The 19899-nt window shown below is 29.1% G+C and carries 16 protein-coding genes and 1 pseudogene; 11 read left to right on the top strand and 6 right to left on the bottom strand.

All coding sequences use genetic code 11. The annotated features are described in order from the left end of the window. Positions 1 to 391: pseudogene (locus tag Q0352_RS11850) on the bottom strand (primosomal protein N'); the annotation flags it as partial. Positions 392 to 636: 245 nt separating this feature from the next. Here Q0352_RS11850 and Q0352_RS11845 point away from each other — a divergent pair. After that, on the top strand, positions 637 to 1734 hold the full coding sequence (locus Q0352_RS11845) for a hypothetical protein (protein ID WP_299527759.1): 1098 nt from the start codon (positions 637 to 639) through the stop codon (positions 1732 to 1734). Between the two features lie 89 nt (positions 1735 to 1823). Here Q0352_RS11845 and Q0352_RS11840 read toward each other — a convergent pair whose 3' ends face one another. After that, positions 1824 to 3002 carry a class I SAM-dependent RNA methyltransferase gene (locus Q0352_RS11840; RefSeq protein ID WP_299527757.1) on the bottom strand — a complete coding sequence of 393 codons (1179 nt, stop codon included), beginning with the start codon at positions 3000 to 3002 and terminating at the stop codon, positions 1824 to 1826. A gap of 145 nt (positions 3003 to 3147) precedes the next feature. Here Q0352_RS11840 and Q0352_RS11835 point away from each other — a divergent pair, with 145 nt between their 5' ends. Then, positions 3148 to 3876: a cyclopropane-fatty-acyl-phospholipid synthase family protein gene (locus Q0352_RS11835; protein WP_299527755.1), complete on the top strand. Its 729-nt coding sequence runs from the start codon at positions 3148 to 3150 to the stop codon at positions 3874 to 3876. Further along, the gene (locus tag Q0352_RS11830; RefSeq protein WP_299527753.1) at positions 3873 to 4544 is read left to right on the top strand and encodes a ZIP family metal transporter; all 672 of its coding nucleotides are present in this window, start codon (positions 3873 to 3875) and stop codon (positions 4542 to 4544) included. Before Q0352_RS11835 ends, Q0352_RS11830 begins: the two co-directional genes overlap by 4 nt. Here the strand turns inward: Q0352_RS11830 and Q0352_RS11825 are convergent. Beyond that, positions 4541 to 6739, bottom strand: a complete 2199-nt coding sequence (locus Q0352_RS11825) for an ATP-dependent DNA helicase RecQ (RefSeq protein WP_299527751.1) — start codon at positions 6737 to 6739, stop codon at positions 4541 to 4543. The two genes, Q0352_RS11830 and Q0352_RS11825, sit on opposite strands and share 4 nt — an antisense overlap. A 185-nt stretch (positions 6740 to 6924) precedes the next feature. Between Q0352_RS11825 and Q0352_RS11820 the strand changes: the two genes are divergently transcribed. The 7 genes from Q0352_RS11820 (at position 6925) to Q0352_RS11790 (ending at position 13674) form a co-directional block, all read left to right on the top strand. Then, entirely contained in the window at positions 6925 to 7890 is a 966-nt protein-coding gene (locus Q0352_RS11820) for an SIS domain-containing protein (protein ID WP_299527749.1), read from the top strand. A gap of 1 nt (position 7891) precedes the next feature. Then, on the top strand, positions 7892 to 8719 hold the full coding sequence (gene tatC / locus Q0352_RS11815; protein ID WP_299527747.1) for a twin-arginine translocase subunit TatC: 828 nt from the start codon (positions 7892 to 7894) through the stop codon (positions 8717 to 8719). After that, positions 8712 to 9068, top strand: coding sequence for a carboxymuconolactone decarboxylase family protein (locus Q0352_RS11810; protein ID WP_299527745.1), 357 nt, complete (start codon positions 8712 to 8714; stop codon positions 9066 to 9068). The genes tatC and Q0352_RS11810 overlap by 8 nt, the downstream gene beginning before the upstream one ends. Before the next feature lie 34 nt (positions 9069 to 9102). Next, positions 9103 to 9837: an LPS export ABC transporter ATP-binding protein gene (gene lptB / locus Q0352_RS11805; RefSeq protein ID WP_299527743.1), complete on the top strand. Its 735-nt coding sequence runs from the start codon at positions 9103 to 9105 to the stop codon at positions 9835 to 9837. Positions 9838 to 9854: 17 nt separating this feature from the next. Then, positions 9855 to 10769, top strand: a complete 915-nt coding sequence (locus tag Q0352_RS11800; RefSeq protein WP_299527741.1) for a glutaminase — start codon at positions 9855 to 9857, stop codon at positions 10767 to 10769. Positions 10770 to 10912: 143 nt separating this feature from the next. Further along, the gene (locus Q0352_RS11795) at positions 10913 to 12481 is read left to right on the top strand and encodes an OstA-like protein (protein WP_299527739.1); all 1569 of its coding nucleotides are present in this window, start codon (positions 10913 to 10915) and stop codon (positions 12479 to 12481) included. 5 nt (positions 12482 to 12486) lie between these two features. Then, complete coding sequence (locus Q0352_RS11790) at positions 12487 to 13674, top strand: aspartate aminotransferase family protein (protein WP_299527737.1); 1188 nt, start codon at positions 12487 to 12489, stop codon at positions 13672 to 13674. Positions 13675 to 14268: 594 nt separating this feature from the next. Here Q0352_RS11790 and Q0352_RS11785 read toward each other — a convergent pair. The 3 genes from Q0352_RS11785 to Q0352_RS11775 all read right to left on the bottom strand — a co-directional run bounded on the left by Q0352_RS11785 (position 14269) and on the right by Q0352_RS11775 (position 16617). After that, entirely contained in the window at positions 14269 to 15141 is an 873-nt protein-coding gene (locus Q0352_RS11785; protein ID WP_299527735.1) for an anti-sigma factor, read from the bottom strand. A gap of 71 nt (positions 15142 to 15212) precedes the next feature. Next, a complete protein-coding gene (locus Q0352_RS11780; protein ID WP_299527733.1) occupies positions 15213 to 15884 on the bottom strand; it encodes a Crp/Fnr family transcriptional regulator in 672 nt (223 codons plus the stop codon). Between the two features lie 175 nt (positions 15885 to 16059). Further along, the gene (locus Q0352_RS11775; protein ID WP_299527731.1) at positions 16060 to 16617 is read right to left on the bottom strand and encodes a TlpA disulfide reductase family protein; all 558 of its coding nucleotides are present in this window, start codon (positions 16615 to 16617) and stop codon (positions 16060 to 16062) included. A 224-nt stretch (positions 16618 to 16841) separates the two neighbouring features. On the opposite strand from Q0352_RS11775, the gene Q0352_RS11770 reads away from it, so the two are divergent. Continuing rightward, entirely contained in the window at positions 16842 to 19712 is a 2871-nt protein-coding gene (locus Q0352_RS11770) for a TonB-dependent receptor (protein WP_299527729.1), read from the top strand. The last annotated feature ends 187 nt before the right edge of the window (positions 19713 to 19899 follow it).

Genomic DNA, 19899 nt, shown 5'->3' with positions numbered 1-19899 from the left:
GTCTAGGTTGATGTTGCAATGCTTCAAAAATCAAAAATTCGTCATCTGAAAGCATTTCTTCTTTTGAAAAACTAGGAACTAATTCAATTTCTGTTTCACTTTCTAATAAAAAAGCTGATGGTAAAGCCGCCCTAAAAACTTCGCCCAAAGAGCACATATAATATTCAGAAATCCATTTCCAATGTTTTAATTGAATTTCATTTACTATAGGTGTTTCATCTAATATTTGATGTATTTCTTTAGCTTCATATCCAATAGGTTCTTCATTATGAATACTGTAAACTAAAGCCGTATATACTTTTGATTTACCAAACTCAACAGCGACACGCATTCCTTTTTTTAAGAATGTAGCTTCAGCACTAGTTATTTTATAGGTAAATAACTTCTGCAAAGGAATTGGTAATATGACGCTTATATAGTTAATAGATAATAATTGAAAATGAAATTAAATGATTGTTACAAAAATAATTAATTGCTAATGTTATTAGCATAAAAATTTACTTTTAATTTAAATTATCTTAACTAGTTGATATATATCTAATTATGATTATAAATAATTTTTGGCACGCTGTTTGTATTTATGAGTTTGTATGATGATACAAAAAAAAATTAGTGTAACCTTTAAAATTCTTAATTATGAAAAACAAGATACTAATATTCGTAACAATGGCATTTGTTAGCTTAACAACATTTGCTACAACAACTACCTCAGACTATAACCGTTATTATAACAATTATGGAGATTCATTCACTTTTGTTGAAAGTGGTGTAACGTTTGCTATTTTTCAAAATGGAGAATTTGATTTTTACATTAACCCAAGAAATGATGTGCATATTGGTTATAGAAGTAACAATGTAAACATTAGTTTTAATTCTGGTCATAATTATGATGCCTATGTACAATATGATAACTATGGAGCTATTATTCAAGTAGAAGACATTCCTATTTATTATGATTATTATGGAAGAGTTGACAGAATTGGGAACATAAATATTAATTATAGAAATGGAAGATTAGCTAATTTAGGTGGAATGTATGTGCATTATAATGGCTATGGGCATTATTCTCATTATACTGGATATATAAACAGACATAACCACAATTATGTATATCACCCATACCATAATTATTTTGCTAGACCTTTATTTGATTTTAGAATTGTTAGTCATATAGCATATAGAAATCACTACAAGCCTAATAGATACAAGTATTATAGAGATCATTCGAAAAACAAGTATTATAAAAACAATCAACGAAAAAATCATAATACTAGAAGTAGATTAGCAACTCAAAATGTACCTAAGAGGAAAAGTGATAAAATAGCGAGAACAGATAGAAACAATAATAGGTCTTATAGTAATACTAACAGAGATACAAGAAATAACACTATAAATAGTTCAACTAGAAGAAATACTAGTGCAACAACAAGAACAAATAGAAATAACCGTAGCGTTACAGATAGAACAAAGAGTATTACAAAGCGAGCACCAGAAAAAACTGTACAACAAAAACGCACAGTAACTGAAAACAGATCTACTAGAGTTCAAGAAAAAAGAAGCCCAGCAATAAACTCAAAAAGGCCTGCAATTTCTCAAAATAGAAACAAAACGGTAAATACTCGGAAACCTGTAACAACAGCAAAAGAAAGAAAAAGTACCGTAACAACAAAAAACAGAAAATCTGAGAACAAAAAAAATAGCAGAACCGAAACTACAAGAAAAAGGAGAGGTTAATATATTAAATTGATAAAAAAAAAGCTTTACAGAAATGTAAAGCTTTTTTTATTTCTCTTATTTTAAGAAATAATGAACTTTAAAATAAGTTATTCTTCTTCATCAGTTTCTATATTCTTTTTAGCTTTTTTACTTCCTGCATACATATCATATCTCACAAATTTACAGTCCAAATCTCCATTTTTCACTTGAATTTTTCTTGAAGTTCGTAAACCTACATGTTTCAAAGCTTCAAAATCTGATGTTATAAACCAAACTGTAGAATCTGGATATCCGTGTTTAAGTGTATCTCCAATTTTTTTGTAAAATTCCTGAACATCTACATTTAACCGCTCACCATATGGTGGATTAAATAATAAGGTGGTTTGCCCAAATACTTCTTTCATTGAATTAAAGAAATTAACATGATGTACTCCTATAAATTCATCTAAGTTGGCATTTTTAATATTTTCTTGTGCTTTTTTAACTGCAGAAGGAGCTTTATCAAATCCCATTATTTTGAAATGAGAACTACGTATTTTTTTTAATAAAGATTCTTGAATGGTAAAATATAATTCCTCATCATAATCTTCCCATTTCTCAAAACCAAACTCTTTTCTATTAATATTTGCTGGTATGTTATTCGCAATCATGGCAGCTTCAATTAAAATAGTACCAGAACCACACATAGGGTCAATAAAATTGCATTCTCCAGTATAACCTGAAAGCAGGACTAAACCAGCTGCTAAAACTTCATTTATTGGTGCAATATTGGTAGACAATCTATACCCACGCTTATGTAAAGAATCTCCCGAACTATCTAAAGAAACTGAACAAAAATCTTTTTGAATATGTACGTGAATTTTAATGTCAGGGTTTTGTACATCTACATTTGGTCTTTTACTGTATTTATTTCTAAAATAATCAGCAATAGCATCTTTAGACTTTAAGGAAATATAATGAGAATTTGTTGTGAAATTATCTGAATTTACCACAGCTCCAATAGAAAAAGTAGTATCTACATTCATATATTTTTCCCACTCAATTTGCATTAATTTTTTATACAAATCATCTTCATGTGCCACTTTAAAGCGTCTAATAGGTTTTAAAATTCTAATTGCAGTACGCAACGCTATATTTGCCTTGTACATAAAACCTTTATCACCTCTGAAAGATACACTTCTTACAGCTGGTTCAACATCTTGAGCACCAAGGTTTTTAAGTTCAGTTGCCAACAATTCTTCAAAACCAAACATTGTGGTGGCAACCATTCTAAAATCACTATTCATATTTCTAATTTTTGCAAAAATACAGAAACATTTTTGATAAAAAGCGGTTACGCTCTTTTAGTATTAAGCATTCATTTTTAACTGAAGTGTAAAATGACTCTTTAAACTAAAAACTATTTGCTATTTTTGTGGGCATTTTAAAATTATGACTAAAAACAAAGAATGGTTTGCTTCCTGGTTCGACTCAAACTATTATCACATTTTATATTCCCATAGAGATTATTCTGAAGCTCAAGAATTTATGCAGAATATAGTAAACTTTTTAAAGTTAAAAAAAGATACTATTTTGTTAGATTTAGGCTGTGGAAAAGGTAGGCATTCCATCTATTTAAATTCATTGGGATTTACTGTTGTTGGCGCCGATTTATCAAAAAACAGTATTTTAGAGGCAAAACAATTTGAAAATGAAAGTTTGAAATTTTTAGAACATGATATGAGAAATCCTTTCAATTCAACATATAATGCTATTTTAAATCTATTTACAAGTTTTGGTTTTTTTGAAGATGATGCTGAAGATATTACCGTACTTAAAAATATAAAAAACGGTTTAAAACCTAATGGAATTGCTATTATAGATTTTATGAATGTAAAAAAAGTAATAGATAATTTAGTAGCTGAAGAAACTCAAATTATTGAAGGAATTTCATTTAAAATTAATAGATATCTACAAAACGGATTTATAGTAAAAGAAATAAATTTTGATGCAGATGGTACGCATCATACTTATTTTGAAAAAGTTAAATGCTTAGATTTACCAAAAATAAAAACATACTTGAATTCTGTTGATTTTAAAATAAAGCATACTTTTGGTAATTACCAATTAGAGGATTTTAATGAAGAAACATCTGATCGATTAATTTTAGTTTTAGAATGACATATATTGCTCTTATTTTATCAGTTTTAGTAGGTGTTTTAATCGTTTTCGGGTTAAAACCAAGCAATAAAACAGCTCAATTATTATTAGCATTTAGTGGTGCTTACCTACTATCTATAACAATTTTGCATTTATTCCCAGAAGTATATTCAAGTGAAGTTTCAAATATAGGATTGTTTATTCTTTTAGGTTTATTATTTCAATTAGTATTAGATTTTTTCTCAAAAGGAGCTGAACATGGTCACATTCATATACAACAAAATATGCTGTTTCCTTGGGCATTATTTATAAGCATAAATATTCATGCATTTATGGAAGGTATTCCATTGGCCCATAATCACCATCATGAATACTTATTATGGGCAATAGTGATACATAAAATTCCAATTGCCATTATTCTAGGTACTTTTTTTGTAAGTTCAAATATTCCTAAAATAAAAGCGATACTTTTCTTAGTGTTATTTTCTATAATGTCACCATTGGGAAGTTTAGCTGGTGAAAATGTTCAATTTTTAACTATTTATAAAACAGAAATTACAGCCATTATTATTGGAATATTTTTACATATTTCAACCATCATACTATTTGAAACTTCAAAAGATCATAAGTTTAATCTTTTGAAGTTTGTTGCTATACTTGTTGGAATGTTTGTTGCTTTCTTAGCTTAATTTGCTACTTGACTAATAAATTTAATACGCATTAAACGTAATTCTTCATATTCATATTCACCATCAAATTCATCCATGGCATCTTGTATTCTATCACTTTCAGATTCCATAAAATAATCAAAAATTTCTTCTTGTTGATCTTCGTCTAAAAGTTCATTAATACAATAATCTATATTTATTTTTGTACCACTATAAACAATACGCTGCATTTCTTCAATAAGTTCATCAAACTTTAAGCCTTTAGATTTTGCAATATCTTGAAGTGGTATTTTTCGATCTGTATTTTGAATGATATATAATTTTAAACTTGAATTTACACCCGTACTTTTCACAATAAAATCATCAGGTCTAAAAATATCATTTTCTTCAACATATTTAGCTATTAATTCAACAAAAGGTTGTCCAAATTTTTTAGCTTTTCCTTCTCCAACTCCAAATATATTGGTTAATTCTTCCATTGTTATTGGATACTTTAACGCCATATCTTCTAATGAAGTTTCTTGAAAAACTGCATACGGAGGAACTCCATTTTTTTTCGCTACAGATTTTTGTAACTCTTTCAATAATTTAATTAGAACTAAATCTGCAGAGCCTCCACTATTACTTGCATTTGAAATAATGGTTGAGTCATCTCCTTCCTCATAAATATGATCTTCTGTCATCATAAAAGAGGTCGGTTTTTCAATATAATCTATTCCTTTAGCAGTAATTTTAATTACACCATATTGCTCAATTTCTTTTCTAATAAATCCAGCAACTAATGCTTGTCTAATTAAAGCCATCCAATATTTATCTGTTTGACTTTTACCGCAACCAAAAAATGTCTGATCATCTGTTTTATGAGATTTTAATAAAGCATTTAATTTACCAATAAGAGTATTTACAAGTTCTTTTGCTTTGTATTTTTGATTTGTTTTTTTAACAACTTCTAACAAAATTTTCAATTCATCTTTTGCTTCGTGCTTTTTCTTTGGATTTTTCATATTATCATCCATATCAGCACCTAAACCAGTTACAACATCAAATTCTTCACCAAAATAATGTAATAAATATTGTCTTCTAGACATAGAGGTTTCTGCATAGCCAACTACTTCTTGTAAAAGCGCATTTCCGATTTCTTGTTCTGCAATTGGTTTTCCCGATAAAAACTTTTCAAGTTTTTCAATATCTTTATAAGCATAGTATGCTAAACAATATCCTTCACCTCCATCTCGTCCTGCTCTTCCTGTTTCTTGATAGTAACTTTCTAAACTTTTAGGAATATCATGATGTATAACGAAACGAACATCAGGTTTATCAATTCCCATTCCAAAAGCAATGGTTGCTACAACCACATCAATATCTTCCATTAAGAACATATCTTGATGTTTAGATCTTGTTTTACTATCCAATCCTGCATGATATGGAACTGCTTTTACTCCATTTACTTGAAGTACTTGTGCAATTTCTTCTACTTTTTTTCTGCTCAAACAATAAATAATACCCGATTTACCTGTATGTTGACGAATAAATCGAATAATATCAGAATTTATGTTTTTTGTTTTAGGACGAACTTCATAAAATAAATTAGGGCGATTAAAAGAAGCCTTAAAAGTAGTTGCATGTGACATACCAAGTGTTTTAAGAATATCTTCTTCCACTTTTTCTGTTGCAGTTGCAGTTAAACCAATAATTGGCACTTTGTCAATTTTTTCTATAATAACACGAAGATTTCTGTATTCTGGTCTAAAATCATGTCCCCATTCTGAAATACAATGTGCTTCATCAATAGCTACAAATGAAATAGTTTGTCTTTGCAAAAATTCAATATATTCTTCTTTTATTAGAGATTCAGGAGCCACATATAATAATTTAGTGATTCCACTTTCAATATCATTTTTAACTTGAGCGACCTCTGTTTTATTTAATGAAGAATTAAGCACATGTGCTATTCCATGTTCTGAAGATATTCCCCTTATAGCATCTACTTGGTTTTTCATTAAAGCAATTAATGGAGAAACTACAATTGCAGTTCCTTCTTTAATTAAAGCTGGTAGTTGGTAACATAGCGATTTACCTCCACCTGTTGGCATAACAACAAAAGTATCATTGCCTTTCATTAAACTTTTTATAACTTCCTCTTGTAATCCTTTGAATTTATTAAATCCAAAATTCTTTTTCAAAGCCTCATGTAAATCAATTTCTTTATTACTCATTATACTTTTTAAATTATCTAAACAAGGTTAAATTTTCAACTAATATTATAATTTCATTTTTAATTATTTAATAAACTTAACAAATTATATTTATTTTTAAGTAGTTTAATCAATTTCTAATTAAATAAATTTATTTTTGTTAGCTAATAAATATAAAACATTTTTTTAATTCAAAAAAGATTCTTTTGAAAAATAACAATTTAATATTAAAAAATGCTAAGCAAACAATTATAGCTGAAAGTATTGCTATTGCTAATTTAGTAAATTTTTTAGATGATGACTTTGAAAATGCTATAAATTTCATTTTCAATTCTAAAGGTAGAGTAATTGTTACTGGTATTGGGAAAAGTGCGAATATTGCAACTAAAATTGTAGCTACACTTAATTCTACAGGAACACCATCTATATTTATGCATGCGGCAGATGCAATTCATGGTGATTTAGGAATCATTCAAAAAAATGATGTTGTTATTTGTATTTCTAAAAGTGGTAATACTCCTGAAATAAAAGTTTTGTTACCGCTCATAAAAAATTATGGCAATAAAATTATTGCAATTACTGGTAATACTGAGTCGTTTTTAGGAACAAATGCCGATTTTACTTTAAGTTCTTATGTTGAGAAAGAAGCTTGTCCAAATAATTTAGCGCCTACATCAAGTACTACGGCACAATTAGTTATGGGTGATGCAATAGCTGTTTGTTTATTGGAATTAAATGATTTTTCTAGTAAAGATTTTGCAAGATACCATCCAGGCGGTGCTTTGGGAAAAAAATTATATTTGAGAGTCAGCGATTTAATTGAAAACAATGAAGTACCACAAGTATCAATTACTACCTTAATTAAAGATGTAATTATTGAAATATCAAAAAAACGATTAGGAACAACAGCAGTAATTGAAAATGATAAAATTGTTGGTATTATTACTGATGGAGATTTAAGAAGAATGTTAAAAGATAATTCAGATATTAGCCATTTAATGGCAAAAGATATAATGAGTAAAAATCCTAAAACAATTCAAGTTGATGAAATGGCCATTACTGCATTAGAAACTATGGAAAACAATAATATTACACAGATATTAGTTGAGAACAACACAAAATATGTTGGCGTTGTGCACTTACATGATTTATTAAAAGAAGGAATATTTTAAAATGGCTAGAAAAATAAAACAAGAAAAAGATATGTCGTTTTTAGATCATGTAGAAATACTGAGATGGCATTTAGTACGTTCTACTATTGCAATATTTGCTTTTGCAATAGGTGCTTTTGTTATGAAAGATTTTGTTTTTAACACCATCCTTTTTGCTCCAAAAGACGCTAATTTTATTACATATCGGTTTTTTTGTAAAGTATCTAAAACCTTTGGAACTGATGGATTATGTATCACAGATATACCGTTTACGTTTCAAAGTTTAGCAATGGCTGAACAATTTAGCGTACATATTTGGACATCAATAACAGTTGGGTTTATAGTAGCTTTTCCTTTTGTGGTTTGGGAATTTTGGAAATTCATTAGCCCAGGTTTATATGAAAAAGAGCGTAGAGGAGCTTTTGCTTTTATAGTGATCTCTTCATTTTTATTTTTTATTGGGGTTTTATTTGGGTATTATTTAGTAACTCCACTTTCTGTAAACTTTTTAGGAAATTATTCAGTTAGTGATATTGTTTCACGTAACATAACCATTGGATCTTACATATCTTTAGTGCGTTCATCATCATTGGCATCAGGTTTAATATTTGAACTTCCTATAATCATGTATTTCTTAACAAAAATGGGACTTATAACACCTGATTTTTTAAAGAAATATAGAAAACACGCATTAGTTGTAGTATTAATTTTAGCTGCAATTATTACCCCACCTGATATTATTAGCCAAATAATTGTAGGTATTCCAATTATGATTTTATACGAAGTAAGTATTATTATATCTAAAATAGTTGTTAAACGAGAACTTAAAAAAGAACAGCAAAATGCCTAATCAAGTTGAAGAATTTAATGCCTATCGTATAAAAATGAACGATAAAATATTGGCTGAAGATAATAAAGTTATTAAAAGAATCTTTAATATAGATACGAATGCCTTCAAAAAAGGTCATTTAGATGTTAAGACTAAAGAGTTATTAGGCTTAGTAGCTTCAGCAGTATTACGATGCGATGATTGTATAAAATATCATTTAGAAACAGCCTTTAAAGAAGGGGTTACAAAAGAAGAAGTTATGGAAACTTTATCTATAGCAACACTTGTTGGTGGAACTATTGTTATACCACATTTACGAAGAGCCTATGAGTTTTGGGAAGAACTTGAATTAGGGAAAATTGAAGATTAAATAATTACACAACTCAATAATAAACAACAAAAAAGTGATTTTAAGAGCTGAAAATATTAAGAAAAAATACGGAAATAAATACGTTGTAAATGGAATTTCATTAGAAGTAGAACAAGGTCAAATTGTTGGACTTTTAGGCCCTAATGGAGCAGGAAAAACAACTTCTTTTTATATGATTGTTGGGATGATTAAACCTAATGATGGTGAAATTTATCTAGACAATCAGCCTATTACTAAATTTCCAATGCACAAACGAGCACAACTAGGTGTTGGTTATTTAGCTCAAGAAGCTTCTGTTTTTAGAAAATTATCTGTTGAAGATAATATTTTAGCCGTATTACAATTTACTGATCTTTCAACTTTTGATCAAAAGAAAAAATTAGAATCTTTAATTGAAGAATTTGGTTTAGGTCATGTACGCAAAAACCGCGGTGACCTATTGTCTGGTGGTGAACGTAGACGAACAGAAATTGCCCGTGCTTTAGCATCAGATCCGAAATTTATTTTATTAGATGAACCTTTTGCCGGTGTTGATCCAATTGCAGTTGAAGATATTCAAAATATTGTTGCACACTTAAAAGATAGAAATATTGGTATTTTAATTACCGATCATAATGTTCAAGAAACGTTAGCAATTACCGACAAAACATATTTAATGTTTGAAGGAGGAATTTTAAAAGAAGGAACCCCAAGGGAACTTGCTGAAGATGAAACCGTTAGGCGCGTTTATTTAGGTAAAGATTTTGAACTGAAAACACGAAAATTTTAATATTCTTTTTCGATTCAATGAATTATAAAAAAATATTTACTAAAATAACTAATGAGTTAGCAACTTTTAAAGATATTGGAAATGTTGCTAATTACATTCCCGAATTAACCACTGTTAATCCAAATAAGTTTGGTATTCATTTAACAACATTAAATGGTAAACATTTTAATTTTGGAGATGCAAACGAAAAATTTTCTATTCAAAGTATTTCCAAAGTCTTATCATTAGCAATGGCCTACAATCTAGAAGGTGAAAAATTATGGAATCGCGTTGGTGTAGAACCTTCAGGAACACCATTTAATTCACTTATTCAATTGGAAACAGACCAAGGAATACCTCGTAATCCACTTATAAATGCTGGAGCATTGGTAATTGCAGATATTTTGGTGAGTCATCTTAAAAATCCTAAAAAAGAATTTATTGAATTTGTAAGAAAAGTATCAGGCATTTCAACGATAGATTATTGTTCTAGAATTGCAGATTCAGAAAAAATCACAGGATATAGAAATAAGGCTTTAATTAATTTAATGAAATCTTTCGGGAATATTAATAATGATATTGATATTGTGATGGATTTTTACTTCAATTTATGTTCAATAGAAATGACTTGCAAAGAACTTTCACAAACATTTCTTTTATTTGCAACATACGGAATTTCACCTTTCGCTGAAGAACGTATTTTAAGTAAAAGTAAAACAAAACGTATAAATGCAATTATGCAATTATGTGGTTTTTATGATGAAGCAGGAGAATTTTCATTTAAAGTAGGTTTACCAGGAAAAAGTGGTGTTGGAGGAGGGATTGTTGCTATTTACCCTAATAAATATAGTATTGCCGTTTGGAGTCCTAGATTGAATAAAAAAGGAAACTCAAATAAAGGAATACAGTTTCTTGAATTGTTTACAACTGAAACAGAAGCTTCTATATTTTAATAGATTAGCCTTTCATTTTTTTGCCTAAAATCACTTCGTGAGCCTCCTACTAATTTAAATAAAATTTAAGAATATACTTACTCCTTTTTCATTAGTTTTGTAACAAATATAATTTTTATCATATCCTAAAAAATAAAATAGATTTGAAAAATATACTTTTTATTGTTTTTGTACTATTTAGCATTGTTGGAAATTCTCAAACTAAAAGAATTAAAATTATACATGCCGATAATACTTTTGTAAAACCTGAATTTCCGGGAGCTACAATTTCTATGGGAAATGTCTTTATTGAACATGAAGGCGCTACTTTACGCTGTGACAAAGCTTATATTTATCAAGAATCTAACTTGATGAAAGCAATGGGTAATGTTGTTATAAACCAAGGAGATACCATTTTTCAATATAGCAAATACACTGATTATGATGGGAATACTAAAATAGCAACATCTTGGGGAAAAGTACTCTTAAAAGATGAATTGATGGAGTTGAGAACCGACACATTAAAGTTCGATAGAGCTAACCAACATTTATATTACAAAAGTGGAGGAACTATAAAAGATACAACAAACCTATTGACAAGTAAAATTGGTAATTATTATTTACAAACCAATAAATTTCAAGCATTTACAAACGTAGACGTAGTTAATAAGGATAGTAAATTAGTTTCAAACCATTTAGATTATTACACCAAAACTGGAATTGCAGATTTGTTTGGTCCATCAACAATTACAAATGATAATAATAAAATTTATACCGAAAAAGGACGTCATAATTCAAAAACAAATATTTCTCATTTTATAAAAAATTCTAAAATATTTTATAGCGACCGAACAATACAAGGTGATAGTTTATATTATAATAAAAATAGAGATTTTGCTTCTGCAACAGGAAATATTAAAGTAATAGACACTGTAAATAATTCTGTAATTAAAGGTGGTTATGCAGAGTACTTTAAACTAAAAGATTCTGTATTTATTATTGATAAAGCTGTTGCAATATCAGAAATGGAAAAAGATTCAATATATATTCATGGAGATACCTTAATGCTCACAGGAAAAGTTGAAGAACGTATTTTGAAAGCTTTCAACCATGTAAAAATATTTAAAACCGATTTACAAGGTAAATGTGATTCGTTAGTAAGTAATGAAAAAACTGGATTAACAAAACTTTTTACAAATCCGGTTTTATGGGCAGAAGGAAATCAAATAACAGGAGATACTATTCATTTAATTTCAAATGTTAAAACTGAACAATTAGACTCTTTAAAAATTTTAAACAACGGCTTTATCATTAAGAAAGACTCCGCTGGTTATACACAATTGAAAGGAAAAAACATGTACGGCAAGTTTGAAAATAATAGCCTAAAATCATTAATCACTATTGGTAATAGTGAATCTATCATATTTTTAAGAAACGAATTCCAGATGCTTATAGGTATTGACAAGAAAGAAAGTAGTAAAAATATTTATATAGAATTAGAAAATAATGAATTTAGTTTTATAGACTATAATACTTCCATTAAAGGGAAGACCTACCCTCCTTCTGACTTTGAAAAATTACCACCAGAAAAAAAGTTATTTAAAGATTTTATTTGGAGAGAAAATGAGAGGCCTCTCACTAAAGATGACATTTTTAATAGAGAAGATACACCTAATAAAATAAAAGGAGAAAAAAAGTTAAATACTAAAGGAAAAGTAAAAAGTAAAATCTAAAAAAATTGAAAAAAGATTTCTTTAAATATCAGGCTCAAACTTCTCCGCATCCGTTAGCATTAGAAATTTCTCATGCAAAAGGGAACTATGTTTATGATGTACATGGAAAAGAATATTTGGATTTTATTGCAGGTGTTTCAGCAAATACATTAGGGCATAATCACCCAAAAATTTCACAAGCAATTAAAGATCAAGTTGATAAGTATACACATGTAATGGTGTATGGAGAATTTATACAACAACCTCAAATTGATTTAACTAAATTACTTGCTGAAAATTTACCAAAAACTTTAGAAACTGTTTATCTAACAAATTCAGGTACAGAAGCAACTGAAGGAGCTATAAAATTAGCCAAACGTTTTACTGGTAGAAGCGAGATTATAGCCGCCAAAAATGGATATCATGGCAATACACAAGGTGCTATGAGTGTTTGTGGTGCTGAACAACAAAATAGCGCGTTTAGACCACTAATTCCTGGCGTAAAATTTATAACATTTAACAAGATTGCTGATATTGATAAAATTACTAATTCTACTGCTGCTGTAATTTTAGAAACCATTCAAGGAGGTGCAGGATTTATTGAGCCAACAAATAACTATTTAAAAAAGGTAAAAGATAAATGCGATGAAGTTGGAGCTTTACTTATTTTAGATGAAATTCAATCTGGAATTGGAAGAACTGGAAAACTATTCGGTTTTGAAAACTATCATGTGATCCCACATATTATTGTTGCTGGAAAAGGCTTAGGTGGCGGAATGCCAATAGGTGCTTTTATTTCTTCGCATGAAATAATGAGCTGTTTAAAACAACTACCAAAATTAGGCCATATAACAACTTTTGGTGGGCATCCCGTAATTGCAGCTGCGGCAAACGCAACTTTATTAGAATTATTAAATTCAAACTTAATAGAAGAAACACTTCAAAAAGAAATACTCATAAGAAAATTATTAGTTCATCCTTTAATTACTGAAATTAAAGGAAAAGGATTAATGCTAGCTGCAATTGTTGAAACAGATGAAATAGCTTCAAAAGTTATATTAAATTGTATTGATAAAGGCTTGTTATTATTTTGGTTATTATTTGAAGGGAAAGCTATTCGTATCACGCCTCCACTTACAATTTCTGAAGATGAGATTTTTAAAGGTTGTACTATAATTATTGAAGCTTTAAACGACATATTAGCTAAATACTAAGCACTCGTTAACTATTTTTTAACACTAACTCATTTATCTCTAGCACAATAGTTAAAAATATGTTAATACAGTACCTTGCAATACACAATAGCGTAACAAAATAATTATTCAAGCGTCATTTAAATAGAAATTAACAAGTAAAACTATTTATTATGACAACTTTAAATATAAATATACCGCAAGAAAACAAAAAAAGAGTATTATTTGTAAACTTTGTAAACACAAAAAGATTACAATGGAGTAAATTTAGAAGATACGGATTCTAAGCAACCACTAAAAATGTAAACATTTTGAATTTTTTTATTTAAACCTTATAAATTCAAATTGTAAGATGTTAATGTTTAATCGCCTTCTTTGATTTCCTCCAAGATTCAAAAGCAATTTGGATTCACCCCATTCAATTGCTAAAGGATATAATAATGATCCAATAGCAATTCCAAAACATAATAGAAATACAACTTAAGGAAACGATTTAGTCAAAAAAAAATTTGTGGAAATAGTTCTTTTATATCCTAAATCATTACCATATAAAACACAAAAGAAGCATTGTCAACTTTAACAATGCTTCTTTTGTGTTTTATATATTTAATAAATTTATCTACTAACAGTACCTGTTGGAAAACTTAAGTTTTGACCAAGGTTATATGTAATATGATCACCTGCATTTGCTGGAATATCACCAACTAAAGGTTTTAATAAAAATGGCGCTGGACTATTATCTGGATCTGGTTCTATTGAAATAACAGCTTTACCACCTGCTAAATCCAATGGAAACGTAAATCCTGTTGGTGCATTTACTAAGTAATCTTCACCTGGAAATGGAGGTCCAGACATAGTGCTACTAAACCCATCAAAATCATCTACACCAGTTACAGAAGTGAATTTTCCTGATGTTAATGGACTACCTGAAACAGCCCAACCTTCATATTTCCAGCCTTCTGGTAAAGTTGGTAATGATAAACCAACCGACGGTGAACCAGATGATAGATCTAGAAACCAAATTCCACTATTTTCATTATTCATTGCTCCATCGGTTGGTGTTGCCAAAATATAAGATCCACTTGAGGTTGAAAAATTATTTCCCAATGCTGCTCCATGTCCAATAGTTAATTGTCCAGTATTACCACTAAAATCACCTGCTAAAATATGAACAGCACTTGGTGAAGGAATATCACCTACAACTGGTTCAATAGTTAAAACAAATGTTGTTGCTGCTGCAAGTTCTGCAATATCTAATGTAAAACTTGATTCTGATAGTATTCCACTATCATTTACTGAAAATCTACCTGTTGATATAGGACTACTATTAACAATAATCCATCCTTCATAAACAAAATCTGCTCCAAGGTTTTCTAATCCTGAGATATTTAAAGCTAAGTCTTTTGTTGTTGGGTTATCGTCATCTGAACAAAATGTTACAGTTAATGCGACAACTACTAATACTAATAATTTAAAAATTCTTGTCATAATATATTTTTTAGGTTTCTATATGACAAAGGTATTCTGAAGAATAAACGTAAAATGTTAGGTAGCTAACATTAAGCAGATTTATGCAATAAAAATATTTCTTTTCTATTAAAATCAATCACTCCCTCTTCTTTTAACTCATTTAAAAGTAAATTTAATGTAGGTCTAGAAGTTCCTATTAAATTTGAAATATCTTTTTGAGTATATGGATGCTCAATTTTCATTCCTCCTGTTTCGTCACAACCAACCCCATACTCATCGCATAATTCATCTAAAAAATCTAACAAACGTGTTTTGGCATCTTTGAATAACAATAATTGTATTCTTCTTTCTAATTTTTGAATTCTAAAACTAATGAATTTATATATTTTTAAAGTAAAAGTATGATTGTCACGCATTAATTCGTGAAGTGTATTAACTCCAATTGGACAAATTGAAGTATTATTATCTATAGACTGTGCAAATTCGTTTCTTTTTTCTTCACCAAATATTGCTTTTTCTCCAAAAAGTTCACCCTTGCATAAAATTGCTTTAACTATTTCACTTCCATCTTCAGTATAGTAGCCTAATTTTACTTTTCCTTTTTCAATTAAATAAACCTTTGTTGAAGCATCTTCTTCAAAATAAATGTAATCACTTTTTGTATAAAGATTAAAATTATGACAGTCCTTATATGCCAAAAATTTATGAGGACATAAAATCTTAAATAGGTTTACATTCTCTAAAAACCAAATTTTACTCATAGTGTTATATTTTTATGTAATGTCGAAAATTAAATGATTCCTTACAATAAAAATGGGTTATTTAAAGAAATTATAAATGATAGTAAATTCAAACTTAATTGAAGAAACAATTCAAAAAGAAGTACTATTTAGAAAAATATTAATTTGCAGACTCAAAAAGTAAATGCTACAGCTTTTATTTTGAAATTAAATCATCTAAAAGTTTACGTACTTTATTACTGTTCCAATCAGCTGCACCAACTTTAGAAATTAAAATAGTTCCATTTTTATCAATTAAATAACTTGCAGGAATACTATTTGTTTCAGTAAAGTTTTTTGGAGGAGAACTTAATGAGTTATAAACTGGTAAATCATACTCATTCTTATCAAAATAAGGTTGTACAGTATTCCAATCTTCATTGGTAACAAATACAAAAGCTACCTTATCTTTATAATCATTGTATAATTTTTGAATCATTGGCATTTCAGCTCTACAAGGAGGACACCAAGTTGCCCAAAAATTAATAAAAATTACTTTATTTTCAAACTCCTTAAAATTCACACTCTCTACATTTAAACCTTTTAAATCCCAATTATAAGAGTTTAACGTTTCCGCATTCTCTGTATTTTCTACTGAAGGTGCAAAAGCAATTTGGCGCATACCCCACTCTCTTGTTGGTGGATATAATAATAAACCAATTGCAATTAAAAATAATAGATTTGAAAGTACTTTCTTACTAAATAACTTATTCATATATCAATAATTTAAATTCTTAGTGGGATTCATATCCATTTACTTACAAAAATAACAAAAATACACTACTAATTTCAGTAAATAATTTAAGACTAAATAGTCATTTATACTATTACTGATTCTTAAACGTAATACAGTACATGTAATAAATGATACAATATTATTGTTAAAATGTTAAAGTTTTGTTATATATTGAGCGCTTTAACTAATATAAATTAAAAAACATGAACTCAAAAAAACAATTTTTATTAGCGATTTTATCGCTATTTACGATGGCAATTTACGCACAATCGTATCAAGTTTCGGGAACAGTTGTCGATTCAGACAGTCAACCATTACCAGGTGTTTCGGTTACTATCGAAGGAACATCAAGAGGAACTACAACAGATTTTGATGGTAATTATACTATTAAAGTTGAATCAAGTGAAAATCTTATCTTTTCATATGTTGGATTTAATGATAAGAAATTACAAATGGATGGAACACAAACATTTAATGTTATTTTAGTTTCTGGAGTTTCTTTAAATGAAGTTGTTGTTATTGGATCAAGAAATCCAAACAGAACAGCCGTAGATACTGCGGTACCTGTTGATATTATTGATGTTACTGAACTAATAACAGCTGGTCCACAAGTTAATTTAAATCAAATTTTAAATTATGTAGCACCTTCATTTACATCTAATACACAAACTATTTCTGATGGTACAGACCACATTGACCCTGCTTCATTAAGAGGTTTAGGTCCAGATCAAGTTTTAGTATTGATTAATGGAAAAAGAAGACACAACTCTTCACTTGTAAATGTAAATGGAACATTTGGACGCGGTAGCGTTGGTACAGATTTAAATGCAATTCCTGCAGCTTCTATTGAACGTATTGAAGTTTTACGTGATGGTGCAGCTGCACAATATGGTTCTGACGCAATTGCTGGTGTAATAAACATTGTATTAAAAAGAAGTACTGATGAATTAATATTAAATGTTACTTCTGGAGCAAACTTCTCGAAAAACGCAAACTCTCAAACAGGAGGTGTTGATGGAGAAACTACAAACGTAAGTGCTAATTACGGTTTACAATTAGGTGATAAAGGTGGCTTTATAAACTTCACTGGAGATTTTGATGTTAGAGAAGATTATAACAGAATGAAAGAATGGGAAGGTGGTATTTTTAATCTTTACAATACAGTTGAAAGATTTGCAAATAATGCTGGATATGATTTATCAGATTTATTAGATGATGATGTATCTGATGTAATTCAATATGGTAATGCTGCTGGTTTAGGTTTAAGCTCTTCAGCTACTAAATCTGAATTGCAAAGTATTTTATCTGGTGATAACACAAGTGCTGAATTAGCTGCTCGTGGTTTAGAAAGAAGTGATTTTAATATGAGAGTTGGTCAATCTGCTTTACGCGGTGGTCGTTTCTTTGCTAACTTATCTTTACCATTAAATGATGACGGTACTGAATTCTATTCTTTTGCAGGTATTAGTTCAAGAGTTGGGAACTCTGCTGGGTTTTACAGATTACCTAACCAAAGTAGAACATACACTCCTGCATACATGAATGGATTTTTACCTGAAATTAATTCTGCAATTAAAGATAAATCTTTTGCTGTAGGTATAAAAGGTAAAATAAATGATTGGGATGTAGACTTTAGTAATACTTATGGGAAAAATGAGTTTTTATATACTATTGGTAATACTTTTAATGCTTCTATGCAAAATGCATCACCAACTACATTTGATGCTGGTGGATTTTCATTTGCCCAAAACACGACTAATTTAGATGTTAGTAAATTTTATGATGATACTATGGAAGGTTTAAACGTTGCATTTGGTGCTGAATACCGTGTAGAAAACTATGAAATCGTTGCAGGTGAACAAGCTTCATATGCTCAATATACTGCAAATGGACAAGCAATTACTTTATCATCTCAAATTCCCGCACAAGATTTCTTCGGAAATTCTAGACCAGGTGGTTCTCAAGTATTTCCTGGATTTAGTCCTACTAATGAATTATCAAGAGGTAGAAGTAGTGTTGCTGGTTATTTAGATATGGAAGCTGATATTTCTGAAAACTTTTTACTAAGTCTTGCTACTAGATATGAAGATTATTCTGATTTTGGTTCTACTTTAAACTTTAAAATAGCTTCTAGAATTAAAGCTGGGGAAAACACAAATTTAAGAGCTGCATTTAATACTGGTTTTAGAGCTCCATCTTTACATCAGTTAAACTTTAACTCAACATCAACAATATTTGATCAAAACGGAAACCCTCAAGAAGTAGGTACATTTGCTAATGATAGTAGAGCGGCACAATTATTAGGTATTCCTCAATTGAAGGAAGAAACTTCTAGGAGTGTGAGTATTGGTTTTACAACTAAAATGCCAGAAGCTCATTTAACTTTAACAGTTGATGGTTATTTTGTATCAATTGATGATAGAGTGGTTTATACTGGTCAATTTAAAGGTCCAGGCACAGGAACCGAATTAGATAATTTATTAGCTCAAGCAAATGCTTCTGCAGCTTCATTCTTTGCAAATGCAATTGACACTGAATCTAAAGGAATTGATATTGTTTTAACTCATGATGCTTTGTTAGGTGATAATGCAAAATTAAAATCTGATTTATCGGGTACATTTTCTAAAACTGTACAAGTAGGTGGTATTAATGCTTCTCAAGTGTTAGAAAATGCAGGCTTAGTAGGTACCTATTTTCCTGAAGACAGTAGAGTTTATTTAGAAGAAGCAGTACCAAGTACTAAAATTAATTTATCAAATAGCTTAACAACTGATAAATTTAATGTTTTCTTAAGAAATGTTTGGTTTGGAGAAGTTACCGAAGCAACTACAACGGTAGCTAACCAACAAGTTTTTGGATCGAAATTAGTTACGGATTTATCGTTTGGTTACAAAATGTCTGAAAGCACTACAATAACTGTAGGTGCAAATAATTTATTTGATATCTATCCAGATAGAGCTGCCGATGAATTTAATAACAGAAGTTCTGGTCGTTTTGACTGGTCTAGAAGAGCTCAACAATTTGGTGTTGGAGGACGTTTCTTATTTGCAAGGTTAAACTTTGTACTTAAATAAAATTTAAAATGAGATATCTTCAATAAAAGATACAGTTTCATTTATTTAAAACCCGTAAAGATTCATTTCTTTACGGGTTTTTAACTAAATAAAATAAAAATATATAAATATCATAAAATGCTGAAAATGTGATAAATATCATAACTTATAGATTCTTTAATATCGAATTTTATAGTAAATATTTTAA

The organism is uncultured Lutibacter sp. (genome assembly GCF_937891065.1).
GTDB lineage: Bacteria > Bacteroidota > Bacteroidia > Flavobacteriales > Flavobacteriaceae > Lutibacter.
This window is presented reverse-complemented; position numbering and strand designations above follow the sequence as displayed.